The following is a 24,454-nucleotide window of genomic DNA, read 5'->3' on the forward strand; positions in this document are numbered from 1 at the left end:
TTGCTATTAGTTTCTTATTTCAATTAATTTTGACAATAATTCATTTTTTATAATCTCGTCAGTACTACTCAAAGGTAATTGATTAGCACTCAGTAAATTTGGATTTTCCATTGGATTTTCACTCAAATTAAACAATGCTTCGCTTCCGTCGTCAAAAACAATGTATTTATGAGTTTCATTTCTTATCGTATAATCAGACCCACCAGTACTTTTACCAATTTCAGAATAAATGTAGTCTCTTGTTGGACTATCAGCATTTGATAGCAAATTACTAAAATTTTTACTGTCGTTAATTTCAGTAGTCGTTATACCTGTTAGACTTGCTATAGTCGCAAATAAATCAGTCGAATTAAGCAAAGCATTGTCTTGTTCGTTTATACGACTAACCCCGTTGCCCGAAATATACATGGGCACATTTATACCGCCTTTATAAACCGTACCTTTTACGCGATTAGAATTAAATTCTTGGGCCACCTGATTAGGTGTACCATTGTCGCCTATAAAAATAATAATAGTATTATCTCTGACGTCTTGAGACATGGCGTTTAATAACCGCTCTATTTCTGTATCCATGGCTTCTAACATGGCCATATAATAAGGTAATGGATTTGCATCTATACTTGCTTGGTCCGTTGGTAATACTCCTTGGTGGTGTAAACTGTTATCAGGTAGATGAAAAGGCGTATGTGGCGCATTATAAGCTAGCCATAAAAACCAAGGAGAGTTTTGGTTATTTATCCAGTCAATAGATAAATCCGTAAACTTAGTTGTCGTATACTCGGTTGAATTTGTGGTTTGTCCATTTTCCGTGAAATTCCAGTTGGTATACGATGCTGCTTCACCATTAAGTAAGCCTGCATAATAATCAACACCCATATTTGTAGGATGCGCGGCATTGTTTGACAAATGCCATTTACCAATGACGGCATTACTATAATTGGTGTTATTGGTTATGTGTTTTTGTAATGATAATTCTGATAATGCTAATTCATCACCAACTTTAGTAACATTGGTTCTAAATCCATATTTACCTGTAATAATACTAGAACGGGTGGGCGTGCAGGTCGGATTTACCCAAAAGTTATTGAATTGAATCCCATTATCAATTAAACGCTGAATGGCGGGCATGTTAGGTTTTGTAGTTCCTATGGGGTATCCCGGAGCAGCATCTAAGCCCATATCATCCGCTATTATTAATAAGATATTTGGTTTAGAACTAGAAGTAATACTTTGGCTATCCTCTTTAGAACATGACGTACTAATTAAGAGCAGTAGTAAGATGTATATATATTTACGCATAACGTTTAGACAGGTTTATTTTAAAAAGGTTTAATTTTATTCGGTTTTTATTTTGATAAGTTAATAAACTGTTTACTTTTGCGCCGGCTCGAGATTAGTTTGAGTCATAATAATGCTCTGGTAAAAAGTAGTTGTTATTTCAACTAGTTGTATTATTTGATAGTTTGATATCCCTGTTTTCAGGGAATTTGATTTAACTGTATATGGGGATTTATAGACGTGTTTATAACTGTAAATTTGCATAGTAATTGGAGAAATTATAAAAAGAAAGATAACATTAGCAAGTTACAAAGCTTTAATTAGATAATAGGGTTTTGGTAATTGTTGTTAATGAATAGAATACTAAAAAAACGAATGTCAATTAATTAATTAACTTAATCTCTTAAACAAAAATGAAAATTAAATTATTAGTATTATCATCAGTATTTGCTTTGTGTTGTGTATTTAACGCAGAAGCTCAAAAATTAAAAAAGTTTGGAAGTTCAATTGAAAAGAAAATCGGACCAAAAACAATTAAAGTACCTTACACAGACGTTATTTCTTATTTAGGATATGCTTCTGCAGGAAATGAAGATGCAGTAGTAGATGGTAAAAAATTCTATTACATTTACTTATGGGTACCAGCTGTTGCTCCAGAATTAGGAGTAAGAATGGTTTCTCCAGTTGGTAAAACAAAAGTAAAAAACCCAATAGAGTCTGCAGAATATACAGCAAACAAAGATTCTGAAGATTTTTTTGATACTTACATTACTTTAGAACGTTCTACTATTTTCAAAAAAGAAGATATTTCTGAAGAAGCAGCTAAAAGTGCAACATGGACTAAATTAGCTAGCAATGATGATAGTAGTGAAATGCCTAAGCAGCCAAGTGGAAACAAATACAACTCTTTATTAAGATATGAGAGTGAAGCTGGTAACCCTACAAAAGCTTTAACTGCTGGTTTATACCGTATTGGTTTTACTACTTATAAAACAGGAGAAGTTAAAGGAACATTTTTAGCAGAAGTTGCAGCTCCAGTAAAATTACCAGGTGTTGTAATGGCTAAAACTATTACTGAACTTTTAACAGGACTATAATATAAAACAGACATTCGTTTTTTTATCAAACACCTCTTTATACAAATAAAGAGGTGTTTTTTTTTGTTTTAATCTTTTACGATAGTATAATGATTGTGGTGCTATAAAGTTGACGAATAGTAATGTAATTAGGTAAGGGGTGACAAGAGAAGATATAGTGCGTTAGTCTATGTTATTTATTTCGATTATATTATTTAATGAGATCAATAATTCTCCATGTATGTCATAAGAATAATTTTTTGCACGACTATTTTTTTCTAATGTATAATCAACAGTTGCTATTTGCAGAAAGTCTCCCGATTCAAATTCTATTATTATTTCGGTCAGTTTAGATTCCTTTTTAGTAGCCATAGTATAGTCTAAAATAATATCATAGTCTGTCCATTTTAGTTTAGCGTTTGTAATTTTATTTTGATTACAACCTTTGAGACCTTCAATATCTATTTCAGTATAATTATCGTCCTCGTATATTTTTTCAAAACACTGGTTCTCAAAACTAAACTCGTCTGTATCTTGATTCCATGCTAAACTATAGGTTGTATCCTTGAATTTTAGTGTAATCCCACCATCAATAATCCATAGGTTGTTTTCAGGATATCCAAAATAATTATCATTAACTTGAAATAGCTTAATTGATATCAAATCATTGGATTTGATAGCTAATAGGAATTTTTTTTCAATACATCTAATCTTTTGTTTCATCTAGTGTCGGTTAGTAATTTTGTGTGCAGTTAACAAGATAATAGTCGTCTTTAATTAATATTTTTACTCGAACTAATTTTGCTCTAAACGTCTAATTATATCGATATTATGTTTTTCAATAGTGCTTAAGTCGTTGGGAGTAATTGTCTTGGTTTTTGAATACCATTTTTTTTGTAAAAAATACGCTTCCATTTTACCTCCCGAAATAAATATATGCCCATGACGAGCAAAAATTTCATTTCTTATTATTTTTAATGTGTCACTTGGATAGTCTTTTAATTCTTCTATTGTTAACATCACGAAACTGGTTTCTGGAAACTCACCGTCAATAGCAATGTGGCTATTTATTTTTTCATGAAAGACTAAAGAATGAGTTTCGTTACCATTGTCTTCTTCAATTATAATATATCCAATACCTAAATCGCCTTCTTTATTATTTATTGAGGTCTTAAAGCATTCAAATAGTGTATATGAGATATCATTAGTTAATGAAATTTCTTTATTCAAATAATTTATTAGTATTCTTTCTATAGTATTACCAAAAAAGCCATCAATTATAGGATGGTAAATTTCTCTTGGATATAGTTTATTATTTGAATATAGAATCTCTAGTTGATATTCGGATTCCGAATAACCAAAACCATAGCTGCCTTGAAAATCACTAATTTCTGAATTTGTAATGCTTCTATATTCGTGATAGTCTATCTCTTCGGAGTAAATACCATTAGCATAAGCTTTGTACGTTTTTTGTTGGGACATATATTCAATCTATTGATTTAAATTTGATCTGTTTTTTAGTTGAATAGCTTACCAAAAACCCCAAAAATTAACGCAGAACCGATATTAGACACACCATATGGATTAAATGAGTCTATTTTGCTTGCTCTAAAATTGTTTTCCAATACAAGATTTGATGTATTATAAATAAAGTTACCATTATTTACAGAATACCGATCAGTCAATGTAGTCATAGGATTATAAGCGAAAAATTGGGAAGTATTTGGAATGTGCCCTACAGACTTATAATCTAAAGTGTAACTAGTAGCTGTAAAGTCAAATTTTAGAACTTTAAAGACGTTCTGATTTATGTGTAATGGCGTTGTTGTTTGACCATATAGTGTTGTACAACATATTATGGCTACAATAGCTATTACATATTTTAACTTTATCATCATTGCCTTGTTTTGTTAGTTAATTCTATTAATAAATTAAAAGCTCAAGTGTACGTCTCTTTTAGTGAGTAATGTAGTAAATAATACTCAGATAAAAAATAGTGTAAACCTTTTGTTAAGTACGAGCGTGGGTGCTCTAAATTATTTAGATGGTTATTCTAGTAAAATAGTTTTTAAAACTTACAAATTAAAGGAGATCTTAGGAGAATGTTGTGTTTAGATTAGTATTTAGAATTATAATGTATGTGACTTGACTAATTTTAAATTTTGTATTAATGCGGGTTTAGACAATTTAAGCCCATTTTATGGTGTATAATTCATAAATGTTTTTAGGACGTGTTTCTTCTCCATCTGTGTCTTCATTGGTGTTAGAGGGAGCAGGAGTAACAAGATTAGTATTAGGAGAGGTTCCTCCTGTCGTTGATTGCACAGAACTAACAGTAAATGCTAATCCATGTTGATGTTTAAGAAAACTATCGTTTTGCAATGTACTGACATGATTTCCTGTTATATTTCCATTTCCAGGAGCAATTCTATCTCGAGAATTAGGATCGATAGTAGCGCCATTATCCCAGGCTCGACTAAAATAACCTCGCATATCAATTAGCATAGAATATCCATTACTATCTTTTCCAAACCTACCATTTAAGACAGAGTTTAATCTTGTTTGATTTTTGGTTAATGCTATAGGTGCATTGCACAATGACAGCTCCTCTGGTGGAGGATTTTCTGTAGCAATGTATTGTTTTCGTTCTCCTATTATTCCATTAATTATAGAAGGTAAATTAGGAAGAGAAATTTTTCCAATGTTTACATTACAAGAACTAATACTTACTACCATAAATGGTGCTGTGGATTCTATAGTTATAGTTAATTCTGTAGCAGCATTATCAATGGTTAGTTGTAAATCAATCTCTGTATCTCCTTTCTTCAGTATACTGCCAGAAAAAGATGTAATGCCATCAGATAATGTCACTTTTACTATACCATCTTTGTCAGTGTTCAGTTTTATTTTTCCAGTAACGGTTTTACCTAATAACATTTGTTGCCATCTTGGAAACTCGTGAAGGGCCTGTTTAAAAAGCATTGATTCATTACCTTCACTTTTTGTAATAACAACACAATTATTAGAAGAAGAATCATAGTTTATTTTTCCATTAACGCCACGATCTGTATAAACCCATCCATCAGGAACGCCGTATTCCTTATCTTTTCGGTTACTGAAATATCTAAAATCGTTATTGTAAACAAGGTTGTATTGACCCAAAGAATGTAAGTGGTCTTCTGTTGTTAATTCTGAAGTCGTTTTCATATCTAGTTTTTTGATAACAATAGGGCTGTTTTAGTTTCTAAAAGCAGCCCTAATTGATTAATTATTTACTCGCATTAATTATGAAGGAGAACCTGGTGTTACTAACCAAGTACCACTCGATGTTAAAGTAACTGTAGCTTCAAGGTTTTTGAAATCAGTTAATTCAATTTTTGCAGAATCGTTTGAAATTGTTGCGATATCTGCTAAACTGTTGCTTGAATAAGCTCCAGTTGCAACATAAAAAGCAAACTTTGGTGTAATAGTACTTGTATTACTTGGTGATGGTGTCCAAGTAACCCCTAAAAATCCATTAGATGATTCTAGACCAAATGACATGTTACCAAACCATTTTTTATTTTCGTTCTGAACTTGATCAAAAGAATTTGATCTGATACCAATAGTGTTTTTTGGACTAGGAATAGATTGATTAAGAGATAATGAAGGGCCTTGGGGACCTTGACTACCTGTTACAGTAACATAATCCGCATTCCACAATTGTTCTAAGTTAGAATCTTGCATAATGCTAGAATCAATTTGTACATTTAAACCTACAGCTTTATTGCTAGCTCCTGCAGCTACTTTATATTGAAACGGAATGGTAAATGTATTTGTTCCCGCATAATTTGGAACAACGCTTAACATTGTATCTGAATTGGCATATACACCTGAAGAAGGAACTCCAACCGGCTCTTGTAAAAAACACCAAAAATTTTTCGATGTACTACCTTCATTTACTAGGTATATTTTATAATTTGTAGTAGATTCTAATTTTCTTAAATTTAGCATGTCGTTATTATTTATTTTCCTACTCTGTTATTATGGCTTTTCAGATCCCGCCATTATTCATGTTTTGTTTGAAGCTTCATTCATCAGAACAATACAAAGAGACGGATTTATTCTAGTTATTTTTAGAGTAGAAATTACTAAATTAAAAATTACGTATTTATACGGAATGGATTATTAGTTTGGAGAATAGAGCCCATTAGCAATGGCATAAACCACTAAACCCACAGTGTTTTTAGCACCAATTTTTTCTAGAATTCGTTGTCTATGACTTTCTATAGTTCGTTTACTTAAAAATAATTGATTTGCAATTTCCTTATTAGTACGCTCGCAGCAAATTAGTTTTACAACTTCAATTTCCCGTTTAGATAGGGCTTCATTGATGGTTAAGCTTAATTTTTTAGATTTGCTATTCATAAATTGCATGAGCATTTTTTGATCCGTTTGCGTAAAATACACACCAGAATTATTAACAGATTCTATAGCGGTAACAAGCAATTCCTTATTAGCGTTTTTAGGAATAAAAGCAGAGACTCCAAGCTTAATCATATGACCTAAAACATTACTCTTATAATGAGATGACAGAATAATAATTTTTAATTTTGAATATTTTTCTTTTAAAACTTCAACTAATTCAAACCCATCCATAGGTTTCATTTGTATATCCACTAAAGCAATGTCAGGAAAATTGGTTTCAGGGATATTCTGGAGTACATCAAGAAACTCTAAGCCACTATTCGCTGTTTTTTTAACATTGATATGTTCCACATTTGAAAATATAAGAGAGAGCCCTTCTAAGAATAACGCCTCATCATCTACTAGTGCTATATTTATATTGTTTTTCATTGTTTTAGATGTACTAGGATTAATGTTGTCCCTTTGTTTATTTTACTTTTCCATTTACTATAAAAATTAATGGATTGCATTCTGCTATCAATATTATTAAGCCCCATGCCTTTTTGAAGTTGATTCTTATCAAAGCCAATACCATTATCAGACAGAATAATGCTAAGAGCATAATTAGTATCCCTGATATGAATACTCATGTGTGTTGCTCGCGCATGTTTAATGACGTTGCTTAAAAACTCTTGAATGATACGATAGATTTGAACTTCAAAAGCGATTGGTCTTTTTTGATACTTATGATTTAAAAATAATTGAATGGGGAGTGACTCATTAACATTTGAAATTAAAGCTTCGACAGTAAGTATTAAACCAAATTTTTCTAAATTAACAGGATATAATGCATGAGAAATTGTTCGGGTAGCTTCAATTAAAGCAGGAATTTGTTGCACAATTATTTCCTTTGACCGTTTGCTATTCCATGTATCTTCATTATTGATCCAAAGCGAGAGAATGTTTAATTTATTACCCACGTCGTCATGCAAAACTTCTGCAATACGTTTTCGTTCATTCTCTTGAACAATAGTGTATTGCAAAGTAATTTCTTTTTGGTGCTTTAATTCTAGTTGATGCTGTAAGGCTCTTTCATTCAGTATTTTTTTTATAAAAGCGTGATAAGCAGCACAAGTAAATAGTATGATTATTGTTAAAACGATAATCAAAACAACTATATATTGAATTTTGATTATCATTTTTTTATTTTATAAAATGAGTAAACAGAGCTGCCGTATAATATGGAAGATAGTATGTTGTTTATAATCCAGATAGAAATATTCATTTCTGTTAATTGATTCATGATTAAGAATAAAAATAAAGAGACACCATAATAAAGGAATAGCGCGACGTAAATTATAGATATGGGATTTTTTTTCTCAAGCTCTTTTAAGTTTTTAACTAGCAGAATCGCTAGCAAAAAAATAATAGTTAAATGTGAGATTATTTTACCATATCCGGTAGTGGCGTCATCATTAAAAAACCATAAAAAGGTGGTCTCAATAAAAATATAACTGGTCATTACCCATTTTAAAATATGTCCATTGTTAGAGGTTTTTAATTCTTTTAAGAACAGGTTGAGTAATATTAAAAACTCTCCGGCCACATAAAAAGGAAACAGAAACTGCGTCGTTTTACTCTCTATAATTTCAATAAAAAAAAAGTTAAGAAGCTCAATTGTTAAAATAAAAGACAAGTAGATAATATACCATTTAAAAAGTGTATTGCTACGTATTTGTTTACATGTAATACTATAAATAAAAGCAATAATTAGTAAACAATAAGATCCAATTATTGATGTTAGGATATAGTTATTCATCCATGTATAACAGTGTAAAGTCTGTTTTATCTTTGCATAATGGGGGACAAGGACGTGCCCAATCTCGTGTATTTGTATCTAATTCTGTTTGAATATTGCTAGCACGAATAATTTGTGCAATGTTAGTTTGATCAACTACAGTTACAAAAACCAATAACGGTAGTAATGATTGGTAAATGGACGAGTGTTTAAACCCAAATAAAGCAATGACATCATCTTGTTTTTGATCGTCTCTTGACAAATCAGCAAAAGGGATCTTAAAGGCTCTAAATATGTTTTCCCCTTTAGATGATGATGTACATTGATAATAAAACCAATCTAAACATTCATTTTTCCATTTTTCAATATAATTTACCGCGGCTCTTTCTGAAATAGTAGGTGCATTGTAAGTTGGTAAATCAATTTCTTTCCAGTGTTTAGTAATTTCTAAGTTTGTGGATAATGTTGTTTTTGTGACAGTAGTTACCACATCTGTTTCTATTAATGTGATATCCTCTTTTAAGTCTGTTAATGTTGTTGTTAGATAACTATCAAGATCAATTTCTAATCCATTTTTATCTAAGGGTACACTAATTAAAATAAATTGGTCATTGTATACACCTGCATAGGCATGAAAATTACTATTGTTATTATTTTCTTTTATCCATTCACAATCATCTTTTGAAAAATTAAAGACAGTACTAGGTGCTATTAATGTTCTGATTTTTGTGAAGTTAGTTCTGGTTGTTTCCCATAAATTAATGGCTTTGATACAGTTTTCTTTTGAGAGCATAATTTTATATTTTATATTTTAGTTTACTAGTTTAATTCTTCATTTGTAGTGGTATAATATGTTATTCTAAGTTAGAATACGCGCTTCGCTTTTCAGTTTTGAATTAAAGATAATTCTAGCGATCCATTTTGTTATTTTCTTAGCACATCAAAAACAATTTGGAGTAATCGCTATGTAAGAAATAAATTTTTAAAAAATGTGATTACACTAGTTTTATGATTATTAAAATTTTAAATATCCAGCACTACAATAATAGTAATACAACCTTTTGTTTAAAAGGACTCCTACGAAGCTACGATTAAAAAAAGTGGTATACAATACGTAGAACTACGTATTTTTTTAGTGATAATTAGCGAGTAAAATGACTTGTAAACTATTCTGTTTTTTGTGTTGTAATAGAAGTGTTTTTTATTTAATAAAAAAACATAAGTATCTAACAACTAGTGTGCTTGTTGGTTTTTTTTAAGTTGAAGGTTACGATGCTTTTTTAATCTAATTTAATTACTTTAAGAGAAATAAGGAGTCTATAGTGTTTCGCTAATTAGGGTGCGTTATAATTTGAAAAGAGACAAGTAATCATAATGTGGACTCTTAGCGTTTAAATAGTAATGTTTAGAAGTCGTAAAGAATAGAGTTTATTTTTTGTCTTAGTACGGAATAGTTATTTCGTTTAGATTCACCTCAAACAGGTTTCCAAAATGGTCATCTTCAAGTTTATTAATTTGAATAGTATCCCAAGATAATTCTATCCTAATTTTTTTGCTTTTTCCGTTAGCGATAACCGTAATAACGATAGGGATATTTTGTCTGTTTAACTTATAGAAATTGATTAAATTTTCGGCTTTACTGTAGAGGTGTGAAGTAAGAGGTGACGATAATTCGATAGTAATGTTGTTTGTATTTTGTGCAATTTCGATAGATCCACTATCCGAATTTTCTTCTTCTAATCCATGTAAAAAGGCTATTGTAGGAAGTTTTATTGTTTCAATTTTTAATGCTTTCGCTTTTATGTTTCCCACATATTTTATGCGATATATTCCGCAAGCTTGGCCAAAGGAAAATTGAATTATGAAACTTAGAATTAATATTACAAATAGCTTTTTCATGTATTTCTATTAAGGTTTTCAAGTTAGTTCTAAGAAAACTGGGGTAGCTGATAAGCGATAGTATTCGGTTATATCGTGTTACCAAAATTTATTTTAGTTTAACTTTTCAATAATTGCTAAAGTTTCTTTATTGGTAATAGTATTTATATCTTCTATTTTATTGCCCCAATAATAATACCCATTTTCATCTTTTGCATAACAGCCACAACTTTTACAGGTTTTAAATGTTTTATAATCTACAGCATCCATTTTCATTGCTCTTTCTCCGTAAATATAATTTTTGTCTTTAGCATAGCATTCACCAATAACTCTAAACGTTTTTACATCTGCATCCTCTAGTATCCAAACACGTCCTCCGCCAGCCATTTCATAAAATGTGTATATATTATTTTTGTCTTTATAAAAAGCACTCCCTAAATGCTTAAAAGTATTTAAGTCAATAACATCTGCTAGTGGTTTTCCCTCTGATAATGTTTTGATATAAACGGCTGTAATAAATTCTTGAATGCCGCCAATGGTTTTAAAAGCTAAATCACCATTTTTAGATGTCCATAACACTGATTCTGTTTTTTTCCAATTTAAAAGCTTGTTTATACTATCTATCCTACTTACTAACTGGGTAGCATGCTCAGTTCTATTATCTGTAATAGTATCAGTATTTGAGGTTATATCTTGTGTAGTTATGTTGTCAATCAATGCTTTTGGGGCTAGTAAATTTTCATTTTGATCATGTGTTTTCTTACAGCCCGATAGTATTGTTATTAATACTAGTAAAAACAGAACATAATTATTTGGGATATAAAATTTAGTGTTAGACATAAAAGAGGACTTGTTTTTTAGCTATTGTGGCTAAAGTGGTGTATGATTTGTTTACTTAATTTAATAATTAATTTTATATGGTTAAGATAGCATTTTTCAATAGTATCCTAGCGATTATTCCTAAAAGATGACCAATCAATATTTACTTACTAATACTGGACGTTTAATAAAAACAATTTATCTTAACATCATATTTAAAAAAGCTTAAAATGAAAATAGTTTCCCATAGTATACTCTTGTTAGTATTTTGTTTATGTTCTTGTAAAACAGAAAAATCAAAGACACCTAGAGCAACATCAGAAAAAGTTAAAAGTGTAAAGGGAGTGGAGCGAGTAGACGGAGTAGAGCAGAAAGAAAATTATAAAGTTTGTTTTGACGAAAGCGCGTTTAAAGATATCCGCTTAGGTAATTATGCCCATATACTAAAAATAACACCAGATATATCAAAACCTAAAAACAATATGGAATATAGGATATTGTTAATCAGGGATAAAAAAAAGGCAGATATCGGGCATTTAAAACTGAAGGACACCATAACTAATATACTGATCAATAAAAAATCAATTAAAGATTTATATAAAGACGAAAAAAGAGATAGTATAACTATTGATAATTTTCATGTAATGACCACTAGATATAACTATAGTCGCGCATCTGAAATGCATTTTGAAGTTGTGATGTATTCAATACAAGATTCGGTGTTTTGTAATGCGGGGTATCATTTTAATTACGGTAATGGAAACTATCGATTTAGTCTTTATAAAAAACAACAAACTAAAACAAAGGCTTTTGAAGAGTATAACAATTTTGAATGTTATTAACTAGCGCATTTTGAGTTGTAATCTTGTTTGCATATAAATTTTAATATAAATGAAGCCTTTTAAAAAGGCTTCATTTACTTAATCTATTAAAATATTATAAGGTTTTGCAACGATTGGCGGTGTTACCCACATTGATTGTACTAATAATGGGGCATTTGTGGCTTCTGCATTGTAAATTATATTATTTTTTTACATAAATAGAGGTCGTGGTTCCTAACCTTTATTTCTATTGGTTAATCTAATGTCTAGTAATATTGGTTAGCCTCCCCCTTTTTGATTTTATAATCTCATAATTAGTTTATTTCATATCTTTCACCTGTATGCACATATAAATTATCGCATTCCCATCCAGAATGAGCGCCAACACTAAAAGTGATATGTTCTTCACGTGGTAAGTTTTGAAATTCAGTCGTTTTACAAGCCGATGGTAATACTTCTTGATAACAAATAGCTAAAAACTGAGCTATTAAATCAATCCTCTTTTCTAATGACCTCTCCTTTTCATCTGCACTTACAATACCCCAATCGTATAAGCTTGGACCACTAGCATCACTTTCCAAACATTTTCCTTTTATATTAAAAATTGAAGTATACAAATCACCGCGACTATCTACTTCTATTTTAATTTTTGAAATAGGCTCTTTTATTGGTTTTAAAGTAAATTTAGGATTAATCCAATGTGAAAAATAAGTGGGTAATTCTTTTAGAAGTCTATTAGTAAAAGTCTCGATTACCAAAATTTCTGCTTTATCCCCTTTGTATTTTTTTAAAGAATCTTCAAATTTATTTTTCAAATCATTCATGGTTTTCAATTTATTTTTTCAAAAATAGCTTATTCAATTATTATAGACTACCCTGTTTTCTGGGGTATTTATCTTCAATGCGCTACAACGTGATGTTTTAGCTTGTATTATATCGGTTTAAATAGAAAAAGAAGAGAATGACTACGTGTTTTAAACGATGACTTCAGTATGTACGAAAGTTACTATTTTCAAAAATAAAGCAACGTTTGGATAAACTAATAATTACCATTTTTTTGTTATAAGTATTGTCAGTAATTAGTTTTCTGGGTTTATGTGATTAATTAATCCGCCACCTAAAAAGTCTTTAAATAGTCCTTTGGAATAATCTCTAGAATACAAGTAATCTTTAAAGCTACCTTCACTTTTTTTTCCATTACTTAAATAATAACCAAGGAAGTGGCTTGGTCCGAATTCAAACCCATTTTTCTCAATTTTAGAAGTATAATAGTTCAGTCCGCTATTTTCTAAATAGTATTCGCCTTTCCATTTTGTGTCAAAATTACGACAAAGTGTTTCTCCTAAGTATGCTGTTAATTCTGATACAAATTTAGAAGATTCAATAGGGTCTTTTGGGAGTTCATTTTCCAGAATTTTATCCATTTCATACTCTAAACTTTTTAGCGAGAAATCTAGCGTGTAGCCTTTTTCTATGTATTTTTTGCTTACAATTTCTGCAGCTTCTTTTGGGTTATCGCCTTTCGGTAGTTTTTTCATAATTGTTGACGCCGTTATTTTTACTTTGTCCGCTCTCTTTTTACAGAGAAAAAGAAGGGTACTACAACGTGTTTTAGACTCATACTAGAGTTTTCACGTGTAAGACCTCTGTTTCTATTAAGTGATGTGGTTAAGTACGTAATTTAGCAAATAAAAACGTAAGTAGGAAACCGTCCAGGCGTCCATAAATAGAGTAGACATTAGCAATTAATTTAGTACGGCTTGCGTTAGCGTTTTAGAACTACTTAATAAACATATTGTAAAGCATTTTTAATGGAATTGAAATCACAAAAAGGAGAATGATAACCTAGTTTTTTGTGAAAAAAATCTATTCATTTTAAAAAAAAAATTAAATTTAGACTTTCAATTTAAAACAAGGTTTAGATGAACACTAATGATAATGCAGTATTTGATGAAAGAGTGATAAATGAAGCGGCATATATTGCATATTCCAAGAATGATTTTACCCAACTTGAACAACTTATAAAAGCAGGCTTAGACATAAACCATAAGAAAATTCATGATACTTTAAAATATACAGAATTTAAAGTAGAACCCATGGAAAAGCTTACAGCACTTGGTTTTGACGTTAATAGAAAAGGAGGAATGGGTGGTTTTCCAAAATTTTTCGACTTTATTAGAGATTTAGAAGGTGACGTAGCACTGCTTAAACGCGTGCTTAACATAAAGGGAATTGATTTTAATGCCACGTCAAAAAGAGGAAGTAATGTACTTAGCACCTTTGATAGCTCTTTAGAGACCCTAACACTTGAGCAAGCAGACGACTACACCTTGGTTTTTATTAAAACAATTATAGAAAAAGGCTTTAATTATGCTTTCATAAATAAAACCGGAGATACCACGCTGCACTACATTGAAAAATCCCCAAAAGCAGTCGCGTACTTAGTAGAAAAAGGTTTAGATATTAATGTCGCTAACGCTAAGGGAAAAACACCATTAATGCAATTTTGTATAGAAGCATCAAACAATGAAGCCTATCTTGAAGCGGTTAAAAAATATATAGCACTTGGCGCCGATATTCATAGTACAATAAATGATGAGGAATCCTCTAGGCATGGATGGACGGCACTTCACTATGCGATATTAGGAAGAGTACCACTTATTGTGGACTATCTTCTATCCATTGGCGCAAAAACGGATCAGGTTTTTAAAGAGGGGGTAACCACCCTTGATTTGGCGATTAAAACAAAGAATCAAGACATTATGGCGCTCTTTATGGACAATGTAGAAGCCCATAAAACACCTTCAGTTATAAAGTCTATGATTACATTCTTTTTGGCTAATATGAATTACAGTAAGATTATAGCTTGGTTTGAAGCGTTGCCGCTTGAAGACGCCAATTGGGAAACCTTACATACGGCTTCAATTGCCTATCGTAAAATGGGTGATATTGAATCTGCCACGAAATATGGTGTATTGGCTATTGAAAAATTTGGAATTAATAACTTTTTATTGGATAACATGGTATTTATCTATGTGATGAATGGAGAATTTCAAAAAGCGTTAGATATATGGCAGCAGTATAGACCTGATTTTGATCCAACTGCCGATCCAGCAGCTAATACTATTGCACATGTTGTGGTGGCTTATGATCAATTAGGCAAATATAAAGACGGGTTTGAAGATGTTATTGTATTTGTTGAAAAAGCTGAAAACACAAGAGAAACTAGAGCAGGATTGCTATTTTTTAATGTCGCCTGCCTGGCTGCTAATACTAATGCTATTGAGGATGCCATAATTTTATCTGCACGTGCAATAAATAAAGACTATACCTCTGCCGATTTTAGTGATAGCAGTTTTGATACTATTAGAGATACAGCGATATTTAAAACGCTTATGTCTTTTGCAGATGATCAAGTATTATATCTCACCTTTAAAAAAGAGGATAGCACAGTAACGTTTTATTCGCGATGTCGTGATGAGTATGATTTTATTACAGAGCATGGTAAAGTGCGTTCGGCTGAAACACGAAGCTTTAACGATTTAGGCCACATGTTGCGCATGGTCTATTCTGAGATAGACAATTTAAAACAGGATGGCTATAAAGCCTATGCTGTAGATTTTCTGAAAATATGGGGTCCTGTATATGATACTATTTTTAAAAATATTGGTGCGTCAACCCAAAAACCATTGGGAACACTTAACGTGGAATGGGATTTTGATCATAACGACAATACGTTAACTCGACCATACTACGTTTATAGCGATAATGGATATGATTTAGATCACTATGACGATGTCTACTATATTCCAACCCAAAAAATATTTGAAACTATTATAAAGGAAGTGGTTAAACTCGATTCGTTTAAAGTCCTGAATAAAAAAGAAACCGTACAAATTATACAATCGGAACACGATGCAGGAAATGAGTTTTTCTATAGTTATAAGGTATTATAACATTTAAGTTGTAGTTGTATTATTATAAGACGTTTATAGATGGTAAGCATTAGTATTTTTAATTTATAGGCTCTTTATATAATTGTTTTCCCCATAATTGAATATCTCTTTCAGGCAAATGCGAATGATTCATTAACCGATACATTTCTTCTTTTATTTCTTTAATCGCTTTGGGGTCTTCTGTTCTTATTCTCGTTTCGTAATTATGCTTTGTTCCACTCGAAGTAAAATTTAATGAGCCTAAATAGGCGATTTGATCGTCAATTAAGTATATTTTACTGTGTATAAAAGTATCGCTTAACTTATTTTGGTCAGGTGACATGTAGACTTTAAAAGGAAATAACTGCGAATACCAATAGGAGTAAATGCGTTTATTTTTAATCTTGTTTTTGTATAATTTAACGACCAATAAAATAATGACTATTGCTATTAAACCAAAAGCCACTTTTATATCTTTTAGGTAATAAGCTAGTCCAATTACGATTATAAATAGAGCAAATGCAATATATCCCAGGATTTTAGAATCCGTTTTCCATTTTTCACGTTTTTCAACTGCGACATCATCTATCTGTCTATTTTGATGTATTAGTTTATGAATATTTTTCTCATAATGTCCATAAAAATCTTCAATATTATCACTTGTTATTAATTCGACGTCTAGATTTTTTTTTCGAAATTTTATTAATTCGGTGATTAAGGATGGTGATAAATACGGCGAAACAATTCTAACAGAGTGACGTGCATTTTTTATATCATTCAAGAGTTTTTTACCAGCTCCTTTTCCAATATAAATATCACAATTTGCACCATTATAAAACATTCCCATAAAGTTCTCTGTATTATTGCTAACGTTCAGAATAAGAAACGTAGGGCAGGAGATAAGCACTTTTGTTTTGGTTTATTACTTAGCTAAATATAAATATTTTGTTTTAAATTGTCAAATTTTATATTTAGCAGACTTTGCTACTGTTCATAGATTTTTCGATTAAAAACAACCCCCTTTATTTTATACGCATTGTCTGCACCCAGCAGGAGCTTCTTTTACCTTAGCTTAAGGTACATAATTAATTAGAGGGCAAGTCCCTTGTGTGTTGGAGTAACCCTTCAGCTACGCTCAGGACAGGCTTATTGAAGCCTTATTAAGTCGCAATTAAAGAAGGAGGGAAGACATTTCTATTCAAAACCCGAATTGGAGTAAAAGTAATAGCCTATACTTAAACTAGAAGCGAGTACCAAGGGTGAAAAGCCCTTTGATGTAATGATTTACAAACCGCCGTATACGTACTTGAGTGCTATTGCTAATAGTAATAGGGACGAAAGGACCAACGTAGTTGCGCAAGTAGCTGGTGCGAGAGGCGCATTCCGAAAATTTTAGTCGGTGCCGTCTATTCGATTATGAGGTGTTTTTATTTCAGTTACCATTCAGTAAGCTTAATGATATTGATTGTATTCAATAAATCTAGTTTTTTTTCTTATTTAAATTACAGTTCTATGGATGCTAAATCCTTCAAATAATATTCTATTTTTTAGACACTAAAACCTCGATATGCTTATCATACGAAAACGCTCTTATCCGAAAAACATATTCCTGTAATGTATTAGTATCATTAGGATAAGATATTCCTGCTAAGGAACGATTTTTAAAATTTATTTCTTCTTCGGTACCATCACCTATTATAACTTGCACATCAGCCATCGCTTGTGAAGGATTCAAAAAATAATGGCGTTTATGTGTGAAATGCCTTAACATTAAAGAAAGTCCATCCTTTAATTGCACAATTTCTCCAACCTTTAATAAAACTATTTCTCCATTCTTAATTTCATTTAAGACTTGTTTGTGATGTAGTTCTAAAGCTTTAGCGTCTGCAATAAAAGCACTAACAATGGATTTATATTCGGAATCAGAGCTTTTTAATACTAAATCTCCTTTCCAAAACAGTATCGTATTTTTCTTTAGATAGGTGATGGTATATTTTATAACACTTAAAGGTTTACCAGCTCTTTTTACAATTGTAGCCCAATGAATAGATTTTGTAGTTTTACTATATTTAAAATTAATTACCTCAAAATTACTATTATATAAAGAAATACCGTCTTGTTCTATATCAACTATATTTTTAATATTATCAAAGGCTTCTATTAGTTCTTTATTCATTGTTTTGGATTGGCAATGTGCTTTGGAAGAGAATAAATAGATACAAGATATCAGAACAAAAATATTTTTCATTTTGTAAATCTAATAGATCTATTTTATGTACATCCCGCTGTTTTCCGTGAAAATCATTCAAAAACACCTCAGAACGGTTCAAATAAAAAGTTGTTTTTAATGCTTTTTATTTTTTGTGTGTGCCTAGCATGGGCATCTTTAATTTACCTAAAGGTAAATAATTAATTAGAGGAGGCAAGTCTCTTATGCGCAAGAGTAACCTTTCGGCTGCGCTCAGGATAGGCTTATTGAAGCAATAATAAATCGGAAATAAAGAAGGAGGGAGGACATTTCTCTTCAAAACCCATATAGGAACACAACTTGTAGCCTGTACATAAACTAGAAGATAGTGTTAAAGGTGAAAAGCCCTTTAATGTAATGAGTTGCTAAACGTTGTATATTTTTTTGAGCGTTATTGCTAATAGTAATAGGGACGAAAGGACCAACGTAGACCCGCACGTAGGAGTTGTTAAAGGCGCACTCTACTTAATTATGGGGAGAGCTTTCGACTCGATTGGCACCTGTAATTTTTAAATCAAAGTATATTCTTCAAATCTTGTTTTCCAATTATCGCCATAATTTCCACAATATTATTATTTACTTTATAATAGATACTATCAGTTCCCGAAACACAGCTTCTATATCCAGTTTTAATATAATCCACAGATTCAAAATAAAATAGATTTTCAGCTATAATATCAAAGTTCTTAAAGAATGAATCAAAATATTTATCAGCCAAGGTCATTCCAAACTTTTCAGCCCTGCATTTATGGATTCTTATTAAGTCTTCTTTCGCTTAATTACTTAGTTTGTAATTAGCCATTAAATTAACGACTTTGATTCCGCTAATATTTGTGCTTTACTTAAGTCCGTAAATCCACTATTTTCGGCTTTTTCCAATTTAGTATTAATCCAGTCAATTTGTATTTGTTGCTTTCGTGCTTGTCTAATTAAATAGTTTACAAGTTCGCTTTTCGTAGAATATTCTTTGCTGTCGACTTGACTTTTTAACCACTCATCATTTGGTTGAGTGAATGAAATACTTTGTCTTGCCATAATACTTTTGCTTTGGCGCTAATTTACACCAAATAAATTCAATACGATAAGTTTAATGGTCCATTTGAGTTTCGTCAGTTTTATAATTAGTAACGTTTTCTTTGCTTTATACGCATTATAAAAAAAGTTATTACTTACTAGGAAACAAGAGGGAAACTAGAACGTTGTTTAAAATAATAGTTTCATTATATTTAGGAGTCCTTTTGTCTTTCGTATATGGTTTGTTGTGTGTTTCAAGCAACTTGTTTAGTAAATAAAGAACTAAGTAAGACCATTTCTATTCAAAACCCGAATTGGAGTACTAGTGGTAGCCTATGCCTAAATTAGAAGATAGTGCCAAGGGGGAAAACCTTTTGGAGTGAAGCGCACTCCGGCTATTTTAGATGGAGTTGTCTACTCGATTCTACACCGTTTTTTCTTTTCGTTTCTCAAGTTCAGTTTCTAATTCAATTCGACCTCTTCTAATTGCTCTTCTGCCTTTATTGTACATAGCATTTTTTTCATCTTCAATAGATTCTTCGATAAGAAATTCAATTTCGTTATTCGTTAATTCCTTAGGCGTTTTGGTATAAATACTTTCGTCAATTATAGATTTTTCCAGTTGAGAATTTTCCAATTCATTTATTCTCTCGATTGGTTTTTCAGTATCAACTTCGGTCAATTCGAAACCAGATTTTGGTAATTCTGTTCTCCCAATGACTTGCAAATAATCATTTAAAATTCGTTTTTCTACAAATATTTTTCCACCGCCAAATTGATGCCGGTCAGACATATCTTTTTTAACTCCCGAAATCCAATATTCATCTCCGCTTTCCAAGTCAAAATAATTTCCGCTAACTCCTGTTCCGTTCGAAGTTTGAAATGCTTTTCCATTAAAGTAAACTGTTTTTCCACTTTTCGAAAATGAGACAAGTCCAATCCACGCATTTCCATTATCGGAAAATCCGCTTTTCAATTCAATGTATTTTAATTCTGATTTCATTCTTGTCCATTTATTTGACCATTTCTTAAAATTCCAACGTAGTTAAATCCCATTGCTTTAGTTAATTGCTTGTTCCACAGAAAGATTTTTTTGGTTCCTAATAAACTGTCGTATAAATCTTGATGGTCTTTTAGAAGCCCAGATTTTGTTCTTGAATAAACAATATGAATTTCATCATTTTTAAAATGCTCAGAAATTTCATTTGATATTACTTGATTGTCAATTTCTTTGCCTGTACCGAAATGAATCCATTCTTTATTTTCATTTTTGTCCCAATGAAGTTTGTTTTTTAAAGCGTCCGTTGCGCTACATATTAATTTTGAATCCAAAGTTTGTTTGTATATGGTTTCTTACGTGATTTAGGCAACTAATTTAGCAAATAAAAACCGAATAGAAAATCACGAGGATTTTTGTAAACAATTTAGAACTAGCAATAAATTGTACACCCTTCTGGTAATAGTTTTAATTCCAATTGTGTTTATTCTTTAATCCTTTTATAGATTTCATAATTGAAAAACTTATTAGATTATCTATTTTGCTCGAAAAAGAAATAACATTATTTCCATTGAAATATTCATTGAATAAATGTGTTTTTTTAAGAAGTATGCCTTTGTCTTTTAAATCATAGATGGTTATGGTAAGCGTAATTTCTTTTTGTCTTCTTAATTCTGGATAAAAATCAATATTCGGCAATTCATTCTTTAAAATGGTTAGAGAAGTATCTATTAAAAAATCAAATTTAGTCTGCTCATAAATTACGGCAAGACTTTCTTCGCTTCTATCTTTTTCAGGGAATAAAAAAAGGTTGTCAAACTCAGTTATTAATACAAACTTTTCTCCAATTTTTTTATTAAGATGTTTTTTATAATTTGTTAGAGTTTCATTCTCGAAAGAGAAATCAATATTTCTGCCTAAAAAAGGTTTGTTAATAATCCATTTACCAATTTCAGGATTGAAATTTATTGGTTTAACTTCATAAGAATAGTTAGAATCGTATGAAGCACAAGAATTAACTAAAATTATTAATATCAGAAATAGGTTTTTCATAATCTTCGTTAAGGGACATGGTTTAGTATCAGAAACGTAGGGCAGGTGATAAGCATTATCGTTCCTATTTATTACGTAGCTAAATATAAATATTTTGCTTTTATCTTTTCTTCTATAAACGTCAAATTTTGTGTTTAGCGGATTGTGTTAATACTCCCAGATTTTTTCGGTTTAGCACAAAAAACCTTTTATTTTTCATTCACTCGTTTTCTAATATTAATAAGGCTGGGAATAATCAGAAGTAATTGTACAAATATTACAAATCCAATTAGTGCAATTAAAATAGTCCAAATATTTTCCAATTCTACATTTTCAAAATAATTCAAAATGACGAAGGCTATTGGGATAAAAAGAAAAGTATAGAAATTTGGAATTGGGATTATTTTCAAATTATTTTCCGTTTTAAAAATAAATTCAGGCGAATAATAGTCTGCATAATTTCCGGGAAAATATTTCACGTAATATTTGAATTCAGATTTATATTTAGTTGTTATCGAAGAACCGTTTTCAAACACAATTTTTCTTTTCCGTTCCATTTCAGTCGAGATAAAATGTTTTAAAAATAGCTGTTTGTCTATGTCGTTCATTCAAATGTCTAGTTCTGAAATATGGCTACAAGTTAAAACTGAATTTAAGCTGATAATTAATATACCTTATTAGGTGTTTTATAATCTAAAGATAAATGTAATCTTACGTCGTTGTATAAATTAATTGCATTTTTTGCAACTCTCTTTTTGTGAGTCACGTTATCAAAGGTTTGATCTAGATATAACTCATCTTTTAATATACCATTTACACGTGCTGCCATTGCATTTTCGTAACAGTGATTTTCTTCAGTCATACTAATGTCTATCTTTTTCCTTTTTAACATCTGTCGGCGATAACTTGCAATTTTAAAAAGTATTTAAAGTTTGTACAAAAACGAACAAAAAATAAAGGAAAAGTACTTGGAGTTTTGCTTTTTGAAATAATAGCACTTTACAAGGCCATAAACTTCCATTTAAGCGTATCAAAATTAAGGTGAATCTTAGCAAGTATTAAAAAATAACCCTTTTAAAAAGGCTTAATTTGCTTGATCTATTAGAATATTATAGTGTTGTGCAACGGTTACTATTGTTGGGCACAGTCATTTTTTTTCGTTATTATAAATTTTCTCCCAAGCTTTTCTTTTCATTGTAAAAAGAGATTCCTTTTCTAAATCAAATATCGATACTTCTTTTTCACTCATAACAATGTGCCGATTCCACTCAACATACTTTTTATAAAGTAATAAAGTGCATACGTCAGTCGATGAAATGTATTCGGTTATAATATGTGAGTGAATTGTCGAAACTGATGGGTTTTCTTTATCTTCTGATGTATATGGAAATTGTAAAATAGTGTTATGAATTTTCTCTTTTTTCTTAAATTCATTTTTCTTGTCATAACTCAATTTATAATCGTTCCCAAGTAATACTATTCCAGAAACTTGCGGTCCAGTTAATACGAAAACGCTTTTTTCTTTATCAGTAATTAGAGGAATAAAATTCAGTGAAGTATTGTCATAAAAACTAAAAAATTTGTCTTCGTTTGCATAAGCTCTATCTCTCGCATCTTGTCGGATAGAAATGAGATTTCTTTCTAAATCAGTTGCATTTTGGTTTAAAGTGTCAATTTTTATCGGTTCAGGTTTTGGTAAACTGTCAAACTCATATCTTATCAGTATTTTGTCAGAGTCAAATCGACTAAAAAAAATCGTATTGATTGTGTTATCATCAGTTTCATATGACAAATATCCACCAACTGAATCTTTTTTCGTTTTAAACCTTGCTAACATATCGTCTGTTCCATACCAAGAACCTTTTTCCATTCGAAAAAGTAATTTTCCTTCGCTCAATATTTTTTCAGTTTCCTTATTTTGAGAATATATAAGAGAACTTGTCAATAGTAATAATGCTATAATTATTTTCTGCATTTGCGTTTCGTTTTAATGTCTAGTACTAAAATAGGGCTACAGGTTAAAATTTAATATAAGTTGATAATTTATATGCCATATTAGGTGTGCGGGACACATTACGACTATTTTAGTCGAAGCCGTCTACTCGATAGTAAACAGTTTTTATTCCAAAATGTGTTTCGTAATATCTTCTGGCCAAATTATAAATTGTCCATATTGTCCACTTTTTTCAATTCCGCCAGCTTCTTTTCCACGCTTTGTTGTTACCCAATCATCATCTTTCTTATACATCAGTTTTTTGTCGGTAAACCAACTATTTACTTTTCTGCTACTCAAACCAGTAACTTGAGATAATTCCTTTGTAGTTAGAAGTTTTGATTTGGATTTATCTTTTGTTTCAACAATTTCAGAGATAGTTTTTTCAGATTGTAATTTTTTCTGTGGTGCTTTTACGTATGAAAAATCCTCACTATTATGAATTATTGAGTCAATATCTTTTGTAGCATCTTCATAGACTTTTTTATCATCTTCATTTTCCGTGTCAATTAAAATTCCCATTTCTCGATTATTTACTTGAGAATATTCGTAAAGATTCATTGATGCAATTATCATCTTATTTTCATTTAAATAACATTTTGCGTGAAGGTTTTTAGAGAAGTAAAGACGTACATATTTTAAATTTTCTAAAAATCCCATTTCTGAAGGTGCTAATTCTTGTTTTCCAAAAATTATTCGGACTTCAACTTTTTCTCTTTCTTTATCATTTAGAAGTTCCTTGACTTGATCAGAAAGTTTCAAATATGGACTAATTATATAAAGTTCTTTTTTTGCGTCTCTTATTAAAATTTCTAATTCAGCACTTATGCTTGATGTTCTTAAATATTTTGCCATTATTAATTTTGTTACAATTTTGTTACAATTTTTTTTTAATTTTTTACAATGTTTTGTGTATGATTAGTGGCGAGGATTTTCGTAAGTAGGCGAGAACCAGCCATTAATTATAATCGATGTGTTTGCCCAGCATGGGCATCTTTTTATTTACGGAAAGGTAAATAATTAATCTAGAAGGTGCAAGTCTCTTATGCGCAGAAGTAACCCTTCGGCTACGCTCAGGACAGGCTTATTGAAGCATTAGTAAGTCGCAAGGGTGAAAACCGCGAGGTTACATCTGAACGTGATTCTCTTCAAAATTCGCATAGGAGCACTAGTGGTAAC

Annotated in this window: 28 protein-coding genes; 4 read left to right on the forward strand and 24 right to left on the reverse strand. The window is 30.7% G+C overall.

Translation table 11 applies throughout. The annotated features are described in order from the left end of the window. Positions 1 to 6 precede the first annotated feature (6 nt). Complete coding sequence (locus H0I26_RS12125) at positions 7 to 1,299, reverse strand: sulfatase-like hydrolase/transferase (protein WP_218699237.1); 1,293 nt, start codon at positions 1,297 to 1,299, stop codon at positions 7 to 9. A 392-nt stretch (positions 1,300 to 1,691) separates the two neighbouring features. Here H0I26_RS12125 and H0I26_RS12130 point away from each other — a divergent pair, with 392 nt between their 5' ends. After that, positions 1,692 to 2,375: a Lipl32 family lipoprotein gene (locus H0I26_RS12130; protein ID WP_218699239.1), complete on the forward strand. Its 684-nt coding sequence runs from the start codon at positions 1,692 to 1,694 to the stop codon at positions 2,373 to 2,375. 162 nt (positions 2,376 to 2,537) lie between these two features. Here H0I26_RS12130 and H0I26_RS12135 read toward each other — a convergent pair whose 3' ends face one another. From H0I26_RS12135 to H0I26_RS12155, 5 genes are all read right to left on the reverse strand, one after another. Continuing rightward, positions 2,538 to 3,077: a hypothetical protein gene (locus tag H0I26_RS12135; RefSeq protein WP_218699241.1), complete on the reverse strand. Its 540-nt coding sequence runs from the start codon at positions 3,075 to 3,077 to the stop codon at positions 2,538 to 2,540. 72 nt (positions 3,078 to 3,149) lie between these two features. Further along, positions 3,150 to 3,836 (reverse strand): YARHG domain-containing protein, encoded by a 687-nt coding sequence (locus H0I26_RS12140; RefSeq protein WP_218699243.1) that lies wholly within the window; start codon positions 3,834 to 3,836, stop codon positions 3,150 to 3,152. 35 nt (positions 3,837 to 3,871) lie between these two features. Continuing rightward, the gene (locus H0I26_RS12145) at positions 3,872 to 4,252 is read right to left on the reverse strand and encodes a hypothetical protein (protein WP_218699245.1); all 381 of its coding nucleotides are present in this window, start codon (positions 4,250 to 4,252) and stop codon (positions 3,872 to 3,874) included. A gap of 289 nt (positions 4,253 to 4,541) precedes the next feature. Beyond that, positions 4,542 to 5,561 (reverse strand): hypothetical protein, encoded by a 1,020-nt coding sequence (locus H0I26_RS12150; RefSeq protein ID WP_218699247.1) that lies wholly within the window; start codon positions 5,559 to 5,561, stop codon positions 4,542 to 4,544. 78 nt (positions 5,562 to 5,639) lie between these two features. Continuing rightward, entirely contained in the window at positions 5,640 to 6,347 is a 708-nt protein-coding gene (locus H0I26_RS12155; RefSeq protein ID WP_101018501.1) for a hypothetical protein, read from the reverse strand. Between H0I26_RS12155 and H0I26_RS12160 the strand changes: the two genes are divergently transcribed. Beyond that, positions 6,346 to 6,525, forward strand: a complete 180-nt coding sequence (locus H0I26_RS12160) for a hypothetical protein (protein WP_101018502.1) — start codon at positions 6,346 to 6,348, stop codon at positions 6,523 to 6,525. The two genes, H0I26_RS12155 and H0I26_RS12160, sit on opposite strands and share 2 nt — an antisense overlap. Here the strand turns inward: H0I26_RS12160 and H0I26_RS12165 are convergent. From H0I26_RS12165 to H0I26_RS12190, 6 genes are all read right to left on the reverse strand, one after another. Beyond that, positions 6,522 to 7,190 carry a response regulator transcription factor gene (locus H0I26_RS12165; RefSeq protein ID WP_101018503.1) on the reverse strand — a complete coding sequence of 223 codons (669 nt, stop codon included), beginning with the start codon at positions 7,188 to 7,190 and terminating at the stop codon, positions 6,522 to 6,524. The genes H0I26_RS12160 and H0I26_RS12165 overlap by 4 nt on opposite strands. Continuing rightward, entirely contained in the window at positions 7,187 to 7,939 is a 753-nt protein-coding gene (locus H0I26_RS12170; protein WP_218699249.1) for a sensor histidine kinase, read from the reverse strand. The genes H0I26_RS12165 and H0I26_RS12170 overlap by 4 nt, the downstream gene beginning before the upstream one ends. Next, positions 7,936 to 8,559 carry a hypothetical protein gene (locus H0I26_RS12175; RefSeq protein WP_101018505.1) on the reverse strand — a complete coding sequence of 208 codons (624 nt, stop codon included), beginning with the start codon at positions 8,557 to 8,559 and terminating at the stop codon, positions 7,936 to 7,938. The genes H0I26_RS12170 and H0I26_RS12175 overlap by 4 nt, the downstream gene beginning before the upstream one ends. Continuing rightward, a complete protein-coding gene (locus H0I26_RS12180; protein ID WP_101018506.1) occupies positions 8,552 to 9,331 on the reverse strand; it encodes a hypothetical protein in 780 nt (259 codons plus the stop codon). Before H0I26_RS12180 ends, H0I26_RS12175 begins: the two co-directional genes overlap by 8 nt. A gap of 647 nt (positions 9,332 to 9,978) precedes the next feature. After that, positions 9,979 to 10,350 carry a hypothetical protein gene (locus tag H0I26_RS12185; RefSeq protein ID WP_218699251.1) on the reverse strand — a complete coding sequence of 124 codons (372 nt, stop codon included), beginning with the start codon at positions 10,348 to 10,350 and terminating at the stop codon, positions 9,979 to 9,981. Positions 10,351 to 10,530: 180 nt separating this feature from the next. Next, positions 10,531 to 11,256 carry a DKNYY domain-containing protein gene (locus H0I26_RS12190; RefSeq protein WP_218699253.1) on the reverse strand — a complete coding sequence of 242 codons (726 nt, stop codon included), beginning with the start codon at positions 11,254 to 11,256 and terminating at the stop codon, positions 10,531 to 10,533. Positions 11,257 to 11,465: 209 nt separating this feature from the next. On the opposite strand from H0I26_RS12190, the gene H0I26_RS12195 reads away from it, so the two are divergent. Further along, complete coding sequence (locus H0I26_RS12195) at positions 11,466 to 12,077, forward strand: hypothetical protein (RefSeq protein ID WP_218699254.1); 612 nt, start codon at positions 11,466 to 11,468, stop codon at positions 12,075 to 12,077. Between the two features lie 293 nt (positions 12,078 to 12,370). Here H0I26_RS12195 and H0I26_RS12200 read toward each other — a convergent pair whose 3' ends face one another. Next, the gene (locus H0I26_RS12200; RefSeq protein ID WP_218699256.1) at positions 12,371 to 12,871 is read right to left on the reverse strand and encodes a hypothetical protein; all 501 of its coding nucleotides are present in this window, start codon (positions 12,869 to 12,871) and stop codon (positions 12,371 to 12,373) included. 264 nt (positions 12,872 to 13,135) lie between these two features. After that, on the reverse strand, positions 13,136 to 13,594 hold the full coding sequence (locus tag H0I26_RS12205; protein ID WP_218699258.1) for a hypothetical protein: 459 nt from the start codon (positions 13,592 to 13,594) through the stop codon (positions 13,136 to 13,138). 384 nt (positions 13,595 to 13,978) lie between these two features. On the opposite strand from H0I26_RS12205, the gene H0I26_RS12210 reads away from it, so the two are divergent. Continuing rightward, positions 13,979 to 16,012, forward strand: coding sequence for an ankyrin repeat domain-containing protein (locus tag H0I26_RS12210; RefSeq protein WP_218699260.1), 2,034 nt, complete (start codon positions 13,979 to 13,981; stop codon positions 16,010 to 16,012). Positions 16,013 to 16,070: 58 nt separating this feature from the next. Here the strand turns inward: H0I26_RS12210 and H0I26_RS12215 are convergent, their stop codons facing one another. The 10 genes from H0I26_RS12215 to H0I26_RS12260 form a co-directional block, all read right to left on the reverse strand. After that, positions 16,071 to 16,838 (reverse strand): phospholipase D-like domain-containing protein, encoded by a 768-nt coding sequence (locus H0I26_RS12215; protein WP_218699261.1) that lies wholly within the window; start codon positions 16,836 to 16,838, stop codon positions 16,071 to 16,073. Positions 16,839 to 17,531: 693 nt separating this feature from the next. Beyond that, positions 17,532 to 18,167: a hypothetical protein gene (locus tag H0I26_RS12220; RefSeq protein ID WP_218699263.1), complete on the reverse strand. Its 636-nt coding sequence runs from the start codon at positions 18,165 to 18,167 to the stop codon at positions 17,532 to 17,534. An 873-nt stretch (positions 18,168 to 19,040) separates the two neighbouring features. Next, positions 19,041 to 19,274 carry a type II toxin-antitoxin system ParD family antitoxin gene (locus H0I26_RS12225; RefSeq protein ID WP_218699265.1) on the reverse strand — a complete coding sequence of 78 codons (234 nt, stop codon included), beginning with the start codon at positions 19,272 to 19,274 and terminating at the stop codon, positions 19,041 to 19,043. A gap of 403 nt (positions 19,275 to 19,677) precedes the next feature. After that, entirely contained in the window at positions 19,678 to 20,256 is a 579-nt protein-coding gene (locus tag H0I26_RS12230) for a hypothetical protein (protein ID WP_218699267.1), read from the reverse strand. Continuing rightward, the gene (locus H0I26_RS12235) at positions 20,253 to 20,585 is read right to left on the reverse strand and encodes a hypothetical protein (RefSeq protein ID WP_218699269.1); all 333 of its coding nucleotides are present in this window, start codon (positions 20,583 to 20,585) and stop codon (positions 20,253 to 20,255) included. Before H0I26_RS12235 ends, H0I26_RS12230 begins: the two co-directional genes overlap by 4 nt. A 133-nt stretch (positions 20,586 to 20,718) precedes the next feature. Then, the gene (locus tag H0I26_RS12240; protein WP_218699271.1) at positions 20,719 to 21,303 is read right to left on the reverse strand and encodes a hypothetical protein; all 585 of its coding nucleotides are present in this window, start codon (positions 21,301 to 21,303) and stop codon (positions 20,719 to 20,721) included. Between the two features lie 188 nt (positions 21,304 to 21,491). After that, positions 21,492 to 21,890, reverse strand: coding sequence for a hypothetical protein (locus H0I26_RS12245; protein ID WP_218699273.1), 399 nt, complete (start codon positions 21,888 to 21,890; stop codon positions 21,492 to 21,494). 56 nt (positions 21,891 to 21,946) lie between these two features. Further along, positions 21,947 to 22,174, reverse strand: coding sequence for an integrase core domain-containing protein (locus H0I26_RS12250; protein ID WP_256935118.1), 228 nt, complete (start codon positions 22,172 to 22,174; stop codon positions 21,947 to 21,949). A gap of 255 nt (positions 22,175 to 22,429) precedes the next feature. Continuing rightward, positions 22,430 to 23,257: a hypothetical protein gene (locus H0I26_RS12255; RefSeq protein WP_218699277.1), complete on the reverse strand. Its 828-nt coding sequence runs from the start codon at positions 23,255 to 23,257 to the stop codon at positions 22,430 to 22,432. A gap of 144 nt (positions 23,258 to 23,401) precedes the next feature. Then, positions 23,402 to 24,130, reverse strand: a complete 729-nt coding sequence (locus H0I26_RS12260; protein WP_218699279.1) for a phospholipase D family protein — start codon at positions 24,128 to 24,130, stop codon at positions 23,402 to 23,404. Positions 24,131 to 24,454 lie beyond the last annotated feature (324 nt).

Source organism: Olleya sp. HaHaR_3_96, from assembly GCF_019278545.1.
Classification (GTDB): domain Bacteria; phylum Bacteroidota; class Bacteroidia; order Flavobacteriales; family Flavobacteriaceae; genus Olleya.